General features: G+C 60.8%; 20 protein-coding genes, 2 tRNA genes and 1 pseudogene. 14 read left to right on the top strand and 9 right to left on the bottom strand.

The features are described 5' to 3' along the window. Positions 1-99 precede the first annotated feature (99 nt). Entirely contained in the window at positions 100-426 is a 327-nt protein-coding gene (locus tag ACFE72_RS13925) for a GrlR family regulatory protein (protein WP_375413687.1), read from the bottom strand. Between the two features lie 263 nt (positions 427-689). On the opposite strand from ACFE72_RS13925, the gene ACFE72_RS13920 reads away from it, so the two are divergent. From ACFE72_RS13920 to ACFE72_RS13910, 3 genes are all read left to right on the top strand, one after another. After that, positions 690-836: a hypothetical protein gene (locus ACFE72_RS13920; RefSeq protein ID WP_375413686.1), complete on the top strand. Its 147-nt coding sequence runs from the start codon at positions 690-692 to the stop codon at positions 834-836. 65 nt (positions 837-901) lie between these two features. After that, complete coding sequence (locus ACFE72_RS13915; protein WP_375413685.1) at positions 902-1,681, top strand: hypothetical protein; 780 nt, start codon at positions 902-904, stop codon at positions 1,679-1,681. A gap of 243 nt (positions 1,682-1,924) precedes the next feature. Then, on the top strand, positions 1,925-2,287 hold the full coding sequence (locus ACFE72_RS13910; RefSeq protein WP_375413684.1) for a hypothetical protein: 363 nt from the start codon (positions 1,925-1,927) through the stop codon (positions 2,285-2,287). Positions 2,288-2,326: 39 nt separating this feature from the next. Here ACFE72_RS13910 and ACFE72_RS13905 read toward each other — a convergent pair whose 3' ends face one another. After that, positions 2,327-2,617: a hypothetical protein gene (locus ACFE72_RS13905; RefSeq protein ID WP_375413683.1), complete on the bottom strand. Its 291-nt coding sequence runs from the start codon at positions 2,615-2,617 to the stop codon at positions 2,327-2,329. A gap of 270 nt (positions 2,618-2,887) precedes the next feature. Continuing rightward, positions 2,888-2,962 (bottom strand) — tRNA-Glu (locus ACFE72_RS13900). A 306-nt stretch (positions 2,963-3,268) separates the two neighbouring features. Between ACFE72_RS13900 and ACFE72_RS13895 the strand changes: the two genes are divergently transcribed. From ACFE72_RS13895 to ACFE72_RS13885, 3 genes are read left to right on the top strand one after another with little or no spacing between them, the layout of a single operon-like run. Next, positions 3,269-3,526 (top strand): PilZ domain-containing protein, encoded by a 258-nt coding sequence (locus ACFE72_RS13895; RefSeq protein WP_375413682.1) that lies wholly within the window; start codon positions 3,269-3,271, stop codon positions 3,524-3,526. A 32-nt stretch (positions 3,527-3,558) separates the two neighbouring features. Next, entirely contained in the window at positions 3,559-3,795 is a 237-nt protein-coding gene (locus tag ACFE72_RS13890; protein WP_375413681.1) for a hypothetical protein, read from the top strand. Positions 3,796-3,818: 23 nt separating this feature from the next. Further along, positions 3,819-3,971 carry a hypothetical protein gene (locus ACFE72_RS13885; protein WP_375413734.1) on the top strand — a complete coding sequence of 51 codons (153 nt, stop codon included), beginning with the start codon at positions 3,819-3,821 and terminating at the stop codon, positions 3,969-3,971. Positions 3,972-3,983: 12 nt separating this feature from the next. On the opposite strand, the gene ACFE72_RS13880 is transcribed toward ACFE72_RS13885, so the two are convergent. From ACFE72_RS13880 to ACFE72_RS13870, 3 genes are all read right to left on the bottom strand, one after another. Beyond that, positions 3,984-4,631 carry a glutathione S-transferase family protein gene (locus tag ACFE72_RS13880; RefSeq protein ID WP_375413680.1) on the bottom strand — a complete coding sequence of 216 codons (648 nt, stop codon included), beginning with the start codon at positions 4,629-4,631 and terminating at the stop codon, positions 3,984-3,986. A gap of 316 nt (positions 4,632-4,947) precedes the next feature. After that, a complete protein-coding gene (locus ACFE72_RS13875; RefSeq protein ID WP_375413679.1) occupies positions 4,948-5,397 on the bottom strand; it encodes a VOC family protein in 450 nt (149 codons plus the stop codon). A 537-nt stretch (positions 5,398-5,934) separates the two neighbouring features. Beyond that, positions 5,935-6,243 carry a hypothetical protein gene (locus ACFE72_RS13870; RefSeq protein ID WP_375413678.1) on the bottom strand — a complete coding sequence of 103 codons (309 nt, stop codon included), beginning with the start codon at positions 6,241-6,243 and terminating at the stop codon, positions 5,935-5,937. Between the two features lie 313 nt (positions 6,244-6,556). On the opposite strand from ACFE72_RS13870, the gene ACFE72_RS13865 reads away from it, so the two are divergent. The 4 genes from ACFE72_RS13865 to ACFE72_RS13850 all read left to right on the top strand — a co-directional run bounded on the left by ACFE72_RS13865 (position 6,557) and on the right by ACFE72_RS13850 (position 9,253). Beyond that, positions 6,557-6,877, top strand: a complete 321-nt coding sequence (locus tag ACFE72_RS13865) for an H-NS family nucleoid-associated regulatory protein (RefSeq protein ID WP_375413677.1) — start codon at positions 6,557-6,559, stop codon at positions 6,875-6,877. A 132-nt stretch (positions 6,878-7,009) separates the two neighbouring features. Further along, entirely contained in the window at positions 7,010-7,771 is a 762-nt protein-coding gene (locus ACFE72_RS13860) for an NAD-dependent deacetylase (protein WP_375413676.1), read from the top strand. A 198-nt stretch (positions 7,772-7,969) separates the two neighbouring features. Beyond that, positions 7,970-8,632 (top strand): cold-shock protein, encoded by a 663-nt coding sequence (locus ACFE72_RS13855; protein ID WP_375413675.1) that lies wholly within the window; start codon positions 7,970-7,972, stop codon positions 8,630-8,632. A 141-nt stretch (positions 8,633-8,773) separates the two neighbouring features. Further along, positions 8,774-9,253 (top strand): DUF192 domain-containing protein, encoded by a 480-nt coding sequence (locus tag ACFE72_RS13850; RefSeq protein ID WP_375413674.1) that lies wholly within the window; start codon positions 8,774-8,776, stop codon positions 9,251-9,253. A 34-nt stretch (positions 9,254-9,287) separates the two neighbouring features. Here ACFE72_RS13850 and ACFE72_RS13845 read toward each other — a convergent pair. Both ACFE72_RS13845 and ACFE72_RS13840 read right to left on the bottom strand, forming a co-directional pair. Continuing rightward, positions 9,288-9,364: transfer RNA gene (locus ACFE72_RS13845), tRNA-Pro, on the bottom strand. A gap of 176 nt (positions 9,365-9,540) precedes the next feature. Next, positions 9,541-9,870, bottom strand: coding sequence for a hypothetical protein (locus tag ACFE72_RS13840; RefSeq protein ID WP_375413673.1), 330 nt, complete (start codon positions 9,868-9,870; stop codon positions 9,541-9,543). 343 nt (positions 9,871-10,213) lie between these two features. On the opposite strand from ACFE72_RS13840, the gene ACFE72_RS13835 reads away from it, so the two are divergent. Then, positions 10,214-12,025 (top strand): carbamoyltransferase, encoded by a 1,812-nt coding sequence (locus tag ACFE72_RS13835; protein WP_375413672.1) that lies wholly within the window; start codon positions 10,214-10,216, stop codon positions 12,023-12,025. Between the two features lie 160 nt (positions 12,026-12,185). Further along, on the top strand, positions 12,186-12,443 hold the full coding sequence (locus ACFE72_RS13830) for a hypothetical protein (protein ID WP_375413730.1): 258 nt from the start codon (positions 12,186-12,188) through the stop codon (positions 12,441-12,443). Between the two features lie 37 nt (positions 12,444-12,480). Here ACFE72_RS13830 and ACFE72_RS13825 read toward each other — a convergent pair whose 3' ends face one another. Continuing rightward, positions 12,481-13,623 (bottom strand): OpgC domain-containing protein, encoded by a 1,143-nt coding sequence (locus tag ACFE72_RS13825; RefSeq protein ID WP_375413671.1) that lies wholly within the window; start codon positions 13,621-13,623, stop codon positions 12,481-12,483. A 187-nt stretch (positions 13,624-13,810) separates the two neighbouring features. On the opposite strand from ACFE72_RS13825, the gene ACFE72_RS13820 reads away from it, so the two are divergent. Together ACFE72_RS13820 and ACFE72_RS13815 are read left to right on the top strand one after the other, a co-directional pair. Next, entirely contained in the window at positions 13,811-14,116 is a 306-nt protein-coding gene (locus ACFE72_RS13820; protein WP_375413670.1) for an ETC complex I subunit, read from the top strand. Positions 14,117-14,258: 142 nt separating this feature from the next. Beyond that, positions 14,259-14,538: pseudogene (locus ACFE72_RS13815) on the top strand (methylcrotonoyl-CoA carboxylase); the annotation flags it as partial.

Here is a 14,538-nt window from a genome sequence, read left to right as displayed (position 1 = left end):
GGCGTTTCAGGCAATCGATGTATCGCGCTGCGATCGGGGCGACCAACGTCGCACGCCGGTCTCGCCGGCAGAAAGGGCGGCGCGAGCCGGTTTCGGCTGTCAGTCGGAAATTCGGGTCAGGAACGCCTTAAAACAGAGCGAAGGTGCTTCGGCGGCCGTGCCTTCGAAGGTCGCAAATTCGCCCTTCGCCGATCCCTGGCAATCGATTGTCACGCGGTCGAGGCCGAAAACCGGCGGATGGTTGGGATCGTGCGTATGGCGCATGCTGGAGACGACCGCGGTGATGGTGTTGCCGTTCTCCTTGAAGGAGCCGACATAGGCGAATGCAGAATTCCCGCCATGCAGTTTGCCGTCGGCGGCGTAGAGGATGCCAATTGCCTTGCGCCGGGGGGTCTTGAATTCAACCTTGTAAAGTCCCTTGAACATGATCGTTCCTGCACAGCGTAACCGTATCCGACGCAACGTAGCGGCAAATAACCTAATTTCTCGTTGAATTGACCAGAACAAGCACGAGGGGGTTGCCGGATGGCTGAGGCGCTGGCACCTGGCTGCTCCGGGGCGGCGTCGGCACGGCAACAGCGGATGGTTAATGCCCGGTGCGGACCGGCGTTCAAATGCGCGCGAAATCGCGGCGGGGTTGTTTAAAATTCGATGCTTATTGTCGTTGCAACAAGGCGTTGGGGGAGATAATGAACATTCAGATCAGGCATTCGGCGCTTTATCCGAGCAGCCGCCGCGCTTTGGCGGCACAAGATATTCTTATGGTTTCGGCGTTCGGAATTTGGGCGCTGGTGCTGGGCCTGTCGCCAGTTTTGGTTTTCCACGCGCTGACATAGCGGCTTGCTTCGGACATTGACCGGTCTGTTGGTGCCCGATCGTGCCATTGACCCCGGAGGTGGGAATGGGCTGGTTCGGTTGGCGGTCCGCGAAAGCACCGGTGGTTGCGGACAAAGCCGTGCTGTCCGGCCCACGGGCCATCCTCGAAGACCTTGCCAAGCGCGTCCCGCGATATGTCGATGACGCCGATCAGGGCAGGCTGACCTATCCCGCCTGCAGACAATCCATTTCGAGCGCCGCCGATGTCCGCGCCGTCTGGGATCACACCCGGCTGGAAGCCATGCGCTACCTGACAATGGTCCCCGGCCATGGAATCGATCTGCTAGTCGAGCCGGCTCGGCAGTCCGACATGCTCGATGCCTTTCTCCGGCAGCAACCGCATGGAGATACCGTAATCGATTTCACCGGATCCTCAATGAACGACGTCGCCATTGCGGTTTTCGCCGGCTTCAACTGGCTCAATCACTGCGCGGTCCTGGCCGGGGTCGATCGCGACAGAGTTTCAGGCACGCTGCACCACTTCAGGAAGCTTGTCGTGCTCGCGCAGCAATGGTGGACAACGGAGGGCTCCGGTCCGCGCTGCCGCCAGATGCTGGCGAATGGCGAGAAGCCGCCGCTGATGCTGGTCCTGGTATGGACCGACTATACCCGGCTTGCACGAGAAGTCGCCGCAGCCGCACTCCGCCGCGCGATCGACAGCGGCGCGGCGTCTGGGGATCCGGACGCGCTTGCGCAGACACTGGCCCGGCTTGGACGCACCGATGATCCAAGCGATCTGATCGGGCCGGCAAAGCCGGACCCGTCGGCGCGCAATGACGATTCAACAAAACGCATCATGCTCTAGACGCGGGGCGAGGGCGGCGCTTCGTTCCCCAGCCGCGGATATTCTCATTTGGGCGTTGATGCGCGCCCTCGCTGCTCACGTCGGCATATGCGGATGAGCCGGGGTCGAAGGGATGGCTGCGGGCTGATTCCCATTCCATTAAAATTTTAAGCGTTCCCCGAACCGGAAATTCACGCGGCTGCTGTATGCCTTTGCAGCATCGTCATTCGAAACGCATGTGCGGTCTGGTTTGGAGAGAGTCCCATGAAAACCCTTTTTGCCATCGCGATGTCCGCTGCCGTTCTGGCGTCGTGGAGCGCGCACGCGGAAACCACGGTGTCCACGGTTTCGACGAGCTGCAAGAGCAGCGCCTACGGCCCGTCGAAATGTACGACGACGACCACCACGGGCAGCGGCTCGGAGTCGACAAATCAGAGGCAGATGAGCATCGTGGAAGAACGGATTTACCGGGAAGAGAAGGAAGCCCGCATTCGCAAGTGGGAAGAATTCTGCAAGCCCACCAGTTTTATCGACGATATGGGCATTACCCGGCTGCGCTATGCCAAGGCCGGCTGCGATCTCGGCCGCAGCGGCGAGGGCAGCGGTCCGGTTGCGGAAATGCGATGACGCTGCACCGGAGTTTCAGGCGGAGGCTTGAATGCCGCGTTATTCGCTCCGACCGAACTCGCAGCCCTTGCGCGCGTAAACCAGCCGGATCACGCCCTCGCTGTCATAGGTGCGGGCCGGCTTGCAAAACTCTTCCCATTTCCTGATGCGTTCCTGCTTGGCCGCTTCGTCTTCGGCTTCGCGCGCGTAATCGCGCGGAGGGTCGGCAAGCACCTGGGTCTTGCAGGTCGAACCATAGAACCTGCTGTAGGTGCAGGTGGTATTGATGTCCCATGCCTGTGCCGAACCCGACATGAGGGCGAGAACTGCGAACGCATACAGGGTTTTCATGGACGCTACTCATTACGGTTAGCAAAGTCTTACCGAGGATGACGCTAGCGTCCTGAAGGGCCGTCGCGCAACGAGACTCGCGGGTTAAGCTTGATGTCCGCACTGCGGGTTAATTCTGGAACCGGGCAGCGAAAAACAGCGCTCGACGGCGGCCGGACAGGCGCGCGTCAAGATCGCGCGCGCATTCGGCGGTTGCTTTGGCAAACGCGTCCAAGGTCCGGCGATCCGTTGGTCACGGGTGTCCGTTGAATGCGAAGTCTTGATGAAGGTTGGCGCTCCCTAGCGGAATCGAACCGCTCTCTCCACCGTGAAAGGGTGGCGTCCTAACCGATAGACGAAGGGAGCGAAAATGCCGGTTTACCGCGACCGGGCTAGCCGCAAAAAACCGCCGTTTCGCACGTGCCGCAACAGATATGGCCGCTAAATCAACGCATTAAACCTGCGGCGACGGCGGGCCGTGACCACACATGCAAGCCACGGCGCGCGAACGTATAGTGGCGTTTGTCCGGCCGGGCAAGCCGTCTCCGCTCCGGTTTTTGTCGCTGGCCGAGCCGGTTCGACCCCCGGCCATCCCTTTCGATTTTGCCTGCGGCCGCAACGTTTTCTAAAACCTATGCCGGTAGCAATCAGAAGCCCTCAGGAGTGGCGAAGATGGCAGCAGCCCCCAAGAAGCGGGAAGCCCGCAAATCAATCCGCCAGTCCGGATGGATCATCCTGGATGGCGGTTTCGCCGCGCGTCCGTGCACCGTACTCGATCTGTCGTCGGCAGGTGCAAAGATCACCATCGACGATCCGCAGGCGGTGCCGGCTAAGGTACGGCTGGCATTTACACGCGATGCCCGCACCGGACGCACCTGTGAGGTGATCTGGCGCCGGGGCAAGGCGCTCGGGGTCAAGTTCGTCCGGTAGTAAAAGCGCCTCGCCCGCGATAAAAGCGCAGGATGCGAAACACGTTCCTCGTTATCGTCCTTGCAATGTCGTCGGCCTCATCGGCGTGGGCGCAGCAATCCGGCGACCGCAGGCCGCACAAGCCCGCCGTCACATTGCCGCCGCGTCCGGCCAAGCCCGCCGCAAATCCATGCGCGGAATATGGCGCCGGCTTTGTCCGGATCGAGGGATCGTCGACCTGTATGAAGATCGGCGGCAGCCTCAGCGTAGGGGCAGGCGGGTCGCGCTAAGCGTTTCGGAAAACGAGGGCCGGTTGCAACTCGATATCATTATTCCCGTGCTGATGAGCTGCGCGCTGCTGTGGTGGGTCGGCCGCGCAATGACCTGGACCGCGCGGTTGACGGTCGCCGTCGTCACGCTGGTGCTGATTGCCTGTGTTCTGCTGTTCGAGCGAACGGGCCGCTGATATTCGCGGCCGTCATGTCATCGGCGGCGCTAGAAACTTCCGGAAGCCCGGCCGGGTCGCGAATTGCGCGAACCACCGCTCCAGATGCGGCAGCGCCGGCTTGCTGATGCCTTCGACGCCGAACCAGCGGCGCGCATAGGCGCCGAGCGCGATATCGGCGAGTGTGAAGTGCTCGCCTTCGATGAATTGCCGTGCCGCCAGTTGGGCCTCAGGAATCCGCCACACCGCCGCCTCGGCGTCTGCGTCCTTCTGCACCGCGGCCATGTCGCGTTTTTCCACCGGAGTCCGGACCAGCGCCCAGAATACCGGCCGGTCCACCGGCTGCAGCGTGGAGAGCGTCCAGTCGAGCCAGCGATCGACAGCGGTGCGTTGCTTCGGCGCGACGGGGTAGATGGCCGAACCTTGTCCATAGGTCAGCGCAAGATACCGCATGATCGAATTGGATTCCCACAGCACGAAGTCGCCGTCCACCAGGGTGGGCACGCGGCCATTAGGGTTCATCGCCAAATAATCGGGATCGGTATTGCGGCCGAACGCCATGCCGGCGTCGATCCGCCGGTAGCTGAGGCCCAGCTCTTCGGCGCACCACAGCACCTTCTGAACATTCACCGAATTGGCGCGGCCCCAGATCGTCAGGTCTTGCCGGTCGGTGGTCGTCACGTTTGTTTTCCCTTGCTGTCTTGATTGCCGCTCATAGCGGATTTTTCAAGGGAAAAGGGTTGAGGCGGGAAATAAATCAGGCTCCGCCGCAGACGGAGCCTGATTCATCGAGCAACCCGGCCTGCCTTGCAGGCGACGGCCGTCAACGGCCGAAGAACAACCATAGCAGGATGATGATCGGAATAGGCACACCCAGCAGCCACAGCAAAAGTCCGCGTCCCATTTTCGCCTCCATGAACCAATGTCGCATCAAAGAACGCAAAGCGATGCCGCGGGTTCCACGGGCGTGCACCAGATTTGGGCAAACTTTGCCTGGCTACCAATGTCCGGTGTTCGGCATCGAGATCCAGGGCTCCGCTGGAGGCTTTGCGTCGCCCTTTTGCAGCAGCTCGATCGAATGCAGATCCGGCGAGCGTATGAATGCCATCTGACCGTCTCGCGGCGGACGATTGATGGTGATGCCCAGCTTCATCAGCCGGTCGCAGGTGGCATAGATGTCGTCGACCTCGTAGGCGAGATGGCCGAAATAGCGGTCCTCGCCGTATTTTTCCTCCTCCCAGTTATAAGTCAGTTCAACAAGCGGCGCACCGCGCCCGCTCGATTGCTTGAGCAAACCCTCGTCTTCGGAAGCGCACAAGAACACCAGGGTGAATTTTGCCTTGTCGTTGTCGACCCGCCGGACCTCCTTCAAACCGAGCGCGTCCTGGTAGAATTTCATTGCGGCGTCGAGATTCCGAACGCGCAGCATGGTGTGGAGGTAACGCATGGTGTCGTCTCCCTGACCTGATCGCAGAATTATCATTGGGCCGTGCGGCGCATTCCATAGCAGTAAAATGCAGCAAAGGGCAGGGCGATGCGCGCGGGTATGACGATGTCTCAAGAGAAAGCCGCCGGTCGGCCTGAGCGATTGTACGGTGTATGGTTAGGATGTCTGCCGACCCGCCCCGGTCGGACATTCTCCATCGTGGTCGCGTAATACTGGTCAGGCTCGCGCTGGAATTTTTCCTGGGTGGCTCTGAAGCTTGCCACGCGCGATGCGATTTCCTAGCGCTCTACGGCTAGTCTGTCTTGTGTCGGCATGCTGATCCTTATCGATTCCTGCCCGTCATTCGGGACCGGGATCGAGGCGTGAATGGGATGGGCGGCGGATAGCGCAAGATGTGCCGAGATGTGCCGAGCCTCCCAGCAGCGAGCGGCCAATCGCTAAGTTCGGTTTCCGTCGGAAACGCGAAAGCCCCGCTGGGGATGGAGCGGGGCTTTCTACGAGATAGAGCAAAGGGGGGTTGCTCCGCCATGATAACGTTCAGGGGCGGGCGGAGTTCCCGGGCGATGCGCGGGCTTTTGAAATAATCGCGTTGTAGTGCTCTTCGCGCTGGAGCTGGAATTTCTGCTGATGGGCCTTGAAACTGGCCACCCGCCGCTGGATCGCGGCGCGTTCGGAGATGGTTAGATCACGGGCAACGACCTCAAGCGGAGGCAGTTTGGGCGGCTCGACCGGCCCGGAAGGCCCGCCATGCGCAGAAATAACCGGCTCAGTCCGAGCAGGCCTTGCCGCGGCGACCCCCTCCACAAACGCCAACGTCTGTTCGATCAACTGGTCGCGCTCACGCATCCATCGCTTCATTCTGCATACCCCTGAATTGCCGGAAACATATCACCGGAGGTTGATGCGAAGATCAACGGATTTCCAGGGTCCGGCGAGAGATCGGCCCCGCACGTGGCCCGTCGGCCACAGCATGCCACGCTTGACGCGTCACGGGACACACCATGCAGCCTCGCGTCCTGAAGGATGACCGAGCGTCATTGCAAAAATTTCGCCGCGCCATTCCGACAATTTCAACCATCCAATTTATTCAACTACGGCGTGCTGTAATTGGGTTTCAAAGGCCTTTATAAAGCTATGCCATTTTCATCTGGAGTGTGTAATGCCACCGACCAATGTCAAGAACCTTTCCGTATCCCAATTGCTCGCGATGCGGGCCGATATCGACAAGCTTCTTCAGTCGAAAAAGACCGAATTGCAGTCCCAGCTCGCGCAGATCGGCGGCGACGGCCGCATGGTCCGGAAGGCCGGCTCGGTGAAGGGGACCAAGGTCGCGCCGAAATACCGGCATCCCAAGACCGGCGAAACGTGGAGCGGCAGGGGCGGCACCGCCGGATGGCTGGCACAGGAAATCAAGGCCGGAAAGAAGCGGGAAGATTTCCTGATCGTAAAGCCGGAAAAGAAACGGGTCAAAGCCAAGTAACCTCGCGTTCCTCTATGTGCGCTGCAACCGCCCGCCGGCGCCGGGTGGTTCGCTGCCGTTGCATTGCAAATGTTCGGCGTGCCTTGCAGACTATGGTCGTTACGATCGTTCACGGGCCCGGACCAATTCCAGATGATCGCGTCAGATCTTCGCGGCGGTGTGGAAAAGCTTGGCGACATGATCGCCGAGGCAAAAGTCATCGTTCCCTTTACCGGGGCCGGCATTTCTACCGAATGCGGCATTCCGGATTTCCGCTCGCCCGGCGGGATTTGGACCCGCAACCGCCCAATTCCATACGATGAATTCGTTGCCAGTCAGGACGCCCGTGACGAAGCATGGCGGCGGCGTTTTGCGATCGAGCCGACCTTTGCCGCGGCAAAGCCGGGCCGCGGCCATCGTGCGCTGGCGGCGCTTTATAGAGCCGGCAAGATTCCCGCTGTCGTGACCCAGAACATCGACAATCTGCATCAGAATTCAGGCTTCGCCCCCGACCACGTGATCGAACTCCACGGCAACACCACCTATGCGCGCTGCATCGGATGCGGCGAATCCCATGGCCTCGCCTGGGTCAGGGAGCGCATGGATGCGACGGCCCATGCGCCGGACTGTCCGGCCTGCGGCGAACCGGTGAAGACGGCGACCATCTCGTTCGGGCAGGCGATGCCGGAAGACGCGATGCGGCGGGCCGCTCAACTTGCTCAGCATTGCGACCTGTTCCTTGCCATCGGTTCGTCGCTGGTGGTCTGGCCGGCCGCCGGATTTCCGATGCTGGCCAAAAACTGCGGCGCCAAGCTCGTGATCATCAACAACGAGCCGACCGAACAGGACGACCTCGCCGACCTCGTGATCCGCCACGATATCGGGGAAACCCTCGGCCCCTTCATGGGCAACTGATGCCGAAATGATTCGCAGCCGCGCAAGACTGTTCATAGGTCCGGACAAAAATGTTTTTTGTCTATGCGGCGCAGGCGAGAGTGTTATCTTCGATTCGCAAGATTCGCGTTGCGTCATCATGAATTGTCATGGATGGGCGCGTGTTTCGGCGCTGTCGCAGAAATGGCAGGCCGCAGAAGACGTGTGGGGTCCGGGGTCATGGGGTCGGACGGATTTGAGTCCAAAAAGCTTGGAAGCGCCGCGCTGAGCGGGACCGCACCGTCAAGGCTGGGGCCGAATGAATTTTCGGGGGCCGACCGCGACGTTGCGAGTGATGCGTTTGCAGGCCTCGGCGACGCCGCCGCCAACCTGGTCGAGATCAGCGGCGTCATTAAATGGTTTGACGCGTCAAAGGGCTACGGCTTCATCGTGCCCGACAATGGCTGGCCCGACGTGCTGCTGCATGTCACGGTGCTGCGGCGAGACGGCTATCAGACGGCTTATGAAGGCGCGCGCCTCGTCTGCGAGTGCGTGCAGCGCGCCAAGGGTTATCAGGCCTTCCGCGTCGTCTCGATGGACGAATCCACCGCGATCCATCCGGCGCAGATGCTGCCGCCGCGCACCCACGTCAGCGTCACCCCGACCAGCGGCCTGGAACGGGCACAGGTCAAGTGGTTCAACCGGCTGCGCGGCTTCGGCTTTCTGACCTGCGGGGAGGGCACGCCCGACATTTTCGTGCATATGGAGACCCTGCGCCGCTTCGGCATGACCGAACTGCGCCCCGGCCAGTTCGTGCTGGTCCGGTTCGGACCCGGTTCCAAGGGCATGATGGCTGCCGAGATCCAGCCCGAAACCGGCTCGCCGGGCCTTTCCTCGCATTGATCACAATCCCGCGTTCTGAAGCCAAGCCGTCATTCCAGCGCGCAAACCGCATTGCGCTGCGTCACTGCGGTCTGGTAATTGCCACGCTCCGGTCAGGTCCCGCCGTGCGGCGGGTGCGGACGAATTTCGGATTTGCTGTTCATGGGATTTCATCTTGTCGGCCGGACTATCAGGTCATGGGTCGCGCTGGTCGCCGTGACCGCGGCGCTCGCATTGATCGACGTCGAGGCGCATGCGGCGAGTATCCAGCCGCTCGAGATCGTCACCAAGTCCGGGGTGCACGTCTTTTCGGTCGAGATGGTGACCACCGAGCAGGAGAAGGAAACCGGCCTGATGTACCGCAAGGAGCTTGCGGATGGAAAAGGCATGCTGTTCGATTTCTCGCCGGAGCAGCCGGTGTCGATGTGGATGAAGAACACCTATATTTCGCTCGACATGATTTTCATCCGGGCCGACGGACGGATATTGCGGATTGCCGAGAATACCGAGCCGCTCTCCACCAAGATCATTCCGTCGGGCGGTCTGGCGAAAGGCGTGCTGGAAGTGATCGCGGGCACGGCGCGGAAATACGGCATTGCACCGGGCGACCGGGTGGCGCACCCGTTATTCAACGGACGCTGAAACAGCCGCCGTCAACGCTATCGCAATTTGAGAATGGTCGGGGCAGCTGGATTCGAACCAACGACCTGCAGTACCCAAAACTGCCGCGCTACCAGGCTGCGCTATACCCCGGATTACTTAAGGATTGCCAGGAAACACCGTCGATACACGTTTGATGCGGCGCCAGCAAGGCGTCGAGACGGCCTGGCCGGCCGCGCAAACGAAATCAGGTGCGGCCGGCGACCGGCGCGCACCTGATTTGTGGTCTATCCCGGATCGGCGCGAATGACGCGCGGATCAGCGGATCATCAATACGGGCAGATGGTCCGGCCCCAGCGCGGGCTCCAGTAGCAGCCTACGCCATATATGCCGATGCCGCGGCCCCAGCCGCGACCGCGATAGCCACCGCCACGGACAATGCCGCCGCCCCGGCCGCCGCCGCGGAAACCGCCGCCACCACGTCCGCCGCCACCACGTCCGCCGCCGCCACGACCTCCGCCGCCGCGGGCGTCCGCCGACGTGCTCGATGCGGTCAGTAGCAGCGTCGAAGCACCGACGATGCTGACCATGTAAACGCAGACCAGCGCAAACGTTGCAAGGCAACGCGTGAGCAAGTTGCGAGGGGTTTTCTGTGCCATTTGGATCTCCCGGTCCGCAAAGCAGTTCGACATGGCGGACTCTTCCGTCGTTCGACTGCCAAGCCTTGTTTCAGATGCGTGCGACTAGATCGTTAACGTAAAACAAAGTGGGCGCGCTTCCACAAATCAGGATAGAGCGAAGGCGCGCTTCCGGTCAAGTAAGCCGAGTTGCAGAATGCTGGTTCCAGCATGGAAAACAGATATTTAAGACATGTTGCTCTGCAACATTCGTTCACCTTCATGAATAAACGATTTTTCCATTTAGCGGCTCTCGCCAAACATCAGGTGGCAGCCTAAGACCAGACGAACTCCGCCATCGACTTGATGAATGCAGAAACTGTCCATGTCCAACCAACACACCTATGTCCTCGGCCTCAACACCTACGACCACGACGTGAGCGCTTGCCTGCTGCGGGACGGCGCGATCGCCTTCGCAATCGCCAAGGAGCGCATCACGCGCGAAAAACATGCCAGCGGCTTCTACAGGGAGGTCATCGAATATTGCCTGGATGCTGAAGGCATCACGCTCGATGACGTCGATCTCGTTGTCCGCAACTGCTACATCCTGCCGGTTGCTGAAATGGAAGATCGGCTGGTCTATCAGGACATGCCGGGCTTTCTGCCCGAATACGAACGCGCAGACGTCGCCAGACATCCGCTGTATCGGTCGCATTCGCCCAAGGTGGTGACGATTTCGCACCATCTGGCGCATGCCTACAGTGCTTTCGCCGTCTCGCCTTTCGAGGAAGGCGTCGTGATGGTGGTCGACGGCGTCGGCAGCTACCGGTCGGATGTCTCCGAGCCATATCCGGCCGCCGACACGGCCACGCCGCTGGCGCGGGAGTCGGAGAGCTACTATCGGTTCAGCGGCTCCGGAATCGAATGTCTGAAGAAAGTCTGGATGGAGCCGGATCGGGGCTTCCTCAGCGACGAGTTCTACAACATGCCCGGTCTCGGCGCGTTGTATAGCCGGGCCTCGTCCTACATTTTCGGCGACTGGAATAAATGCGGCGAGCTGATGGGGCTGGCTCCGTATGGACGCCGTGAGCAGATAAAACCGCTGCTGGACATCGCCGATAATGAATTGCGTGTGCCGCGCTGGTCGGCCGAGTTCAACCAGCCTTATGTCATGGACAGCGGCGGAAAATGGGAAACCAGCCGCTCGATGCGGCACTGGGAGGATCTCGCCTGGCGGGTTCAGGACGATACCGAAAAGGTGCTGCTGGCGCGCGCCCGCTGGCTGCGCGAAACCACCGGCGCCAAAAATCTTTGCATCGCAGGCGGCGTGGCGCTGAACTGCGTCGCCAATGGCCGGATTGCACGGGAAGCCGGATTTGAGAATGTCTGGATCCAGCCCGCAGCGGGCGATGACGGAATCGCGATCGGCTGCGCTGCCTATGGCCAGCTCGAGGTTTTGAAGCAGCCGCGTTCATTCGTCATGAAGCAGTCTTATGTCGGCAAGCCCTATGCCGAACAAGACATCGACAAGGCCCTGCGGAAATTCCTGGTGCGGATCCAGACCACCGCGGTTCGCAGCGACGACATCTGCCGCGACACCGCAAAACTGCTGGCCGAGCAGCGGGTGATCGGCTGGTTTCAGGGCGGGTCGGAATTCGGCCCGCGCGCGCTCGGCAATCGCAGCCTGCTGGCGGACCCGCGCAAGGCGGAAATGAAAGACATTCTCAACAGCCGGGTCAAGCATCGTCAGCCGTTCCGGCCATTCGCGCCGATCGTCCTCGCCGAGCGGGCGCAAGAGATATTCGAAGGCGAGGAAGATTCTCCCTTCATGCTGATTGCCAAGCGGGTCCGCGCCGAATGGCAACACAGGATTCCGGCCGTCGTTCATGTCGACGGGACCGCGCGGGTGCAAACGGTATCGCACGACACCAATCCGGCCCTGTATCGCCTGCTCAAGCAGTTCGAGGCGCTCACCGGCGTGCCGGTGCTGATCAACACGTCCTTCAACGTCAAGGGCGAGCCGATCGTGGAAACGCCGCGCGATGCCGTGATCTGCTTTTTGACCACCGGCATCGACAACCTGGTGCTGCATGACACGTTGATCGCCAAAAACGCGCTTCATACGATCGTGGCGCCGCTGGTGCGCGTCTATACCGACGTGGCCACGCTGGTAATGGCCGGCGCGCGGGCGCCCTAGATCGCGACAGGGTTGCCTCCTGATGCGGGCAACCCTGTTCGTTGAACGCGGGGATCGCCATAAAAACCACATTCCAGAGAACTAGATCGCCTCGCGACGTTCGGCCGACCGCTCTTCGGTTGTCATCGTGTTACAAAATATTTCCAGGAGGAGTTTGATGATCAATCTCAAATACGCGGTTGTCGGACTGGCTGCGCTTGGCGGCGCAGCGCTCGGTCCCGGTAAGGCTTCGGCGATGCCGAACGGCATGCCGGCGGCCGTTCGGCCGTCCAACATCGAGAACGTCGTGATGGTCTGCAATGCGTGGGGCCGTTGCTGGTGGCGACCGAATTATTATGTCGCTCCCACGGTTTATCGGTATGGCCATGTCGGCCCGCGTTATCACGGCCATCGGCGGGGCGGGGGACGCCGCTGGTAACGGTACCGAATCCGGGGGAGGGCGCTTGCCCTCCCTTTTATTTGGAGGCCGGCTTCAGCAGCGGCTTGTCCTGTTGCTTCGACCAGGAAATGTAATAGGCGACTGCGGTCATGATCGCGATTCCAGCGACGCTGACGCCGATTTGCGCCCACACCGAGCCGTAGCTCAACGCCAGTACGAAGTGGCCGACGAAGGAGAGAAAGACTCCGACGCAGAACACGGCGAGCGATTGCTGGCCGCATTTGATCACCGGATCGAAGATTTTCCACTCCAGACCGGGCCAATCCTTGCGCACGAATCGCGTCGTCAGAACCACGATGACGACGAAATGCAGGAATCGGTACCAGGCGAGATTGGTCTTGTCGTTCGGATTGAAGGTGTCATAGAGCCAGTGCGGGAACAGCGCTCCGAAATCGGCGAACTTTCCGGCAAATGTCATGACCATCGCCAGGATCAGATAGGCGATGCAGAGGTAGAGGGTGATCGGCAGGTCGACGATCCTGCGCGACTTCACCGCGCCGCCGAGCGCGCACCATGAGCCGAACACGAACAGCAATTGCCAGCAGAACGGATTGAAGTACCATGTCCCGCCGGGATAGCCGGCGAGATTCCAGCCGACCTGCCGCGCCGCCAGCCACAATGCGATCGATGCCAGCATGGTCAGGTCGGGCTGGCGCAACATGATCCACAGCACCGGCGGGAAAAATCCCATCAGCACAATATAAAGCGGAAGCACGTCAAGGTTGAGCGGCTTGAATTTGAGCAGCAAGCCCTGGCGCAACGTTTCGATCGCGCTGTCTCCCGCCAGCCCCGCGACGTTGAATTCGTTGATGATGTCGGGATCGCCGAAACGCAACGCGACATAGCCGATCGATACGATGTAAATCACGAACAGAATGATGTGGGCGACATAGAGCTGCCAGACGCGTTTGAAGAGCCGGGTCGCACCGACGATGAACCCGCGCTCCAGCATCATTTTCGCGTAAACGAATGATGCGGTGTAGCCGGAGATGAAGACAAACAGATCCGCAGCGTCGCTGAATCCGTAATTTCGAGTCGTGATCCAGTTCACCACGTTGTCGGGAATGTGATCCAGAAAGATCGCCCAGTTGGCGACCCCGCGAAACAAGTCAAGCCGAAGATCGCGTCCTTTGGACGGGAGGATTGCGTGGATTTCCATGGATGATGCTCAGTGGAGCGGCCGGGCGGCCGAGATTGTAACCAGGCTACGAAAAGATTATACCAGTCCGAAATAAACCCGTCCGAGGACGGAATCGCAGATTAACTCCCGACAGGTGATCCTAGCCTATGCCCGTCCTTTCCACCAATTCCGCGCAGTGTCGCATCTCAACAGGCTTCGTCAATCCATGACCGCCCGCATTTCCAAGCCAGCCAAGAACGCGATGCAATCGGGCACCTCCAGGACCAAGCAATGGCAGCTCGACTACGAGCCTGAGCAGCCGCGCGTGATCGAGCCGTTGATGGGCTGGACCAGCTCGGGCGACATGAAGCAGCAGCTCACCCTCGGTTTCGATACAAAAGAAGACGCCGTCGCTTATTGTGAGCGCGAGGGCATTCCCTATCAGGTGATCGAGCCGAAGGTGCCGGCGCGCCGGCAGGCCGCCTATGCCGATAATTTTGCATTTCGGCGCGGCGAACCCTGGACCCACTGATATTCTCAGTCGCTTAATTCTCTTTCTTTGGACGTGCAAGCCCGGCGCCGACCCAAAGTTGAGGTTGCGCTGGACCGCGGCGCAGTGACACCATAAGCCGGCCGCCCGAGCAGTTGCGGCGCACAACCAACCCCGGAAGGCCATGTCGCTTCGTTCCAGTATCGATCCCACCTCATCGGAGTTTGCCCACAACGCAAACACCATGCGAACGCTGGTTGCCGATCTCAAGGACAAGCTCGGCGGCGTGGCCGGCGGCGGCGGCGAAGCCTCCCGCAAGAGGCACACCTCGCGCGGCAAGATGCTGGCGCGCCACCGCGTCGACCTCCTGCTCGATCCGGGGACGGCATTCCTCGAGCTCTCGCCGCTCGCGGCTTTCGATCTCTATGGCGGGGACGTCCATTCGGCGGGCATCATCACGGGGG

The sequence above is a fragment of the uncultured Bradyrhizobium sp. genome (genome assembly GCF_964252615.1).
Lineage (GTDB): Bacteria > Pseudomonadota > Alphaproteobacteria > Rhizobiales > Xanthobacteraceae > Bradyrhizobium.
The sequence above is the reverse complement of the archived record's forward strand: the minus strand, read 5'-3'. Positions and strand labels throughout refer to the sequence as shown.

Bases quoted from the DNA above. Each gene is read 5' to 3' on its own strand.
- ACFE72_RS13850 (WP_375413674.1), top strand. From the start codon at position 8,774: ATGGGATTTCATCTTGTCGGCCGGACTATCAGGTCATGGGTCGCGCTG.
- ACFE72_RS13925 (WP_375413687.1), bottom strand. From the start codon at position 426: ATGTTCAAGGGACTTTACAAGGTTGAATTCAAGACCCCCCGGCGCAAG.
- ACFE72_RS13865 (WP_375413677.1), top strand. From the start codon at position 6,557: ATGCCACCGACCAATGTCAAGAACCTTTCCGTATCCCAATTGCTCGCG.
- ACFE72_RS13825 (WP_375413671.1), bottom strand. From the start codon at position 13,623: ATGGAAATCCACGCAATCCTCCCGTCCAAAGGACGCGATCTTCGGCTT.
- ACFE72_RS13855 (WP_375413675.1), top strand. From the start codon at position 7,970: ATGGGGTCGGACGGATTTGAGTCCAAAAAGCTTGGAAGCGCCGCGCTG.
- ACFE72_RS13870 (WP_375413678.1), bottom strand. From the start codon at position 6,243: ATGCGTGAGCGCGACCAGTTGATCGAACAGACGTTGGCGTTTGTGGAG.
- ACFE72_RS13840 (WP_375413673.1), bottom strand. From the start codon at position 9,870: ATGGCACAGAAAACCCCTCGCAACTTGCTCACGCGTTGCCTTGCAACG.
- ACFE72_RS13890 (WP_375413681.1), top strand. From the start codon at position 3,559: ATGCGAAACACGTTCCTCGTTATCGTCCTTGCAATGTCGTCGGCCTCA.
- ACFE72_RS13860 (WP_375413676.1), top strand. From the start codon at position 7,010: ATGATCGCGTCAGATCTTCGCGGCGGTGTGGAAAAGCTTGGCGACATG.
- ACFE72_RS13820 (WP_375413670.1), top strand. From the start codon at position 13,811: ATGACCGCCCGCATTTCCAAGCCAGCCAAGAACGCGATGCAATCGGGC.
- ACFE72_RS13905 (WP_375413683.1), bottom strand. From the start codon at position 2,617: ATGAAAACCCTGTATGCGTTCGCAGTTCTCGCCCTCATGTCGGGTTCG.
- ACFE72_RS13920 (WP_375413686.1), top strand. From the start codon at position 690: ATGAACATTCAGATCAGGCATTCGGCGCTTTATCCGAGCAGCCGCCGC.
- ACFE72_RS13875 (WP_375413679.1), bottom strand. From the start codon at position 5,397: ATGCGTTACCTCCACACCATGCTGCGCGTTCGGAATCTCGACGCCGCA.
- ACFE72_RS13835 (WP_375413672.1), top strand. From the start codon at position 10,214: ATGTCCAACCAACACACCTATGTCCTCGGCCTCAACACCTACGACCAC.
- ACFE72_RS13915 (WP_375413685.1), top strand. From the start codon at position 902: ATGGGCTGGTTCGGTTGGCGGTCCGCGAAAGCACCGGTGGTTGCGGAC.
- ACFE72_RS13910 (WP_375413684.1), top strand. From the start codon at position 1,925: ATGAAAACCCTTTTTGCCATCGCGATGTCCGCTGCCGTTCTGGCGTCG.
- ACFE72_RS13895 (WP_375413682.1), top strand. From the start codon at position 3,269: ATGGCAGCAGCCCCCAAGAAGCGGGAAGCCCGCAAATCAATCCGCCAG.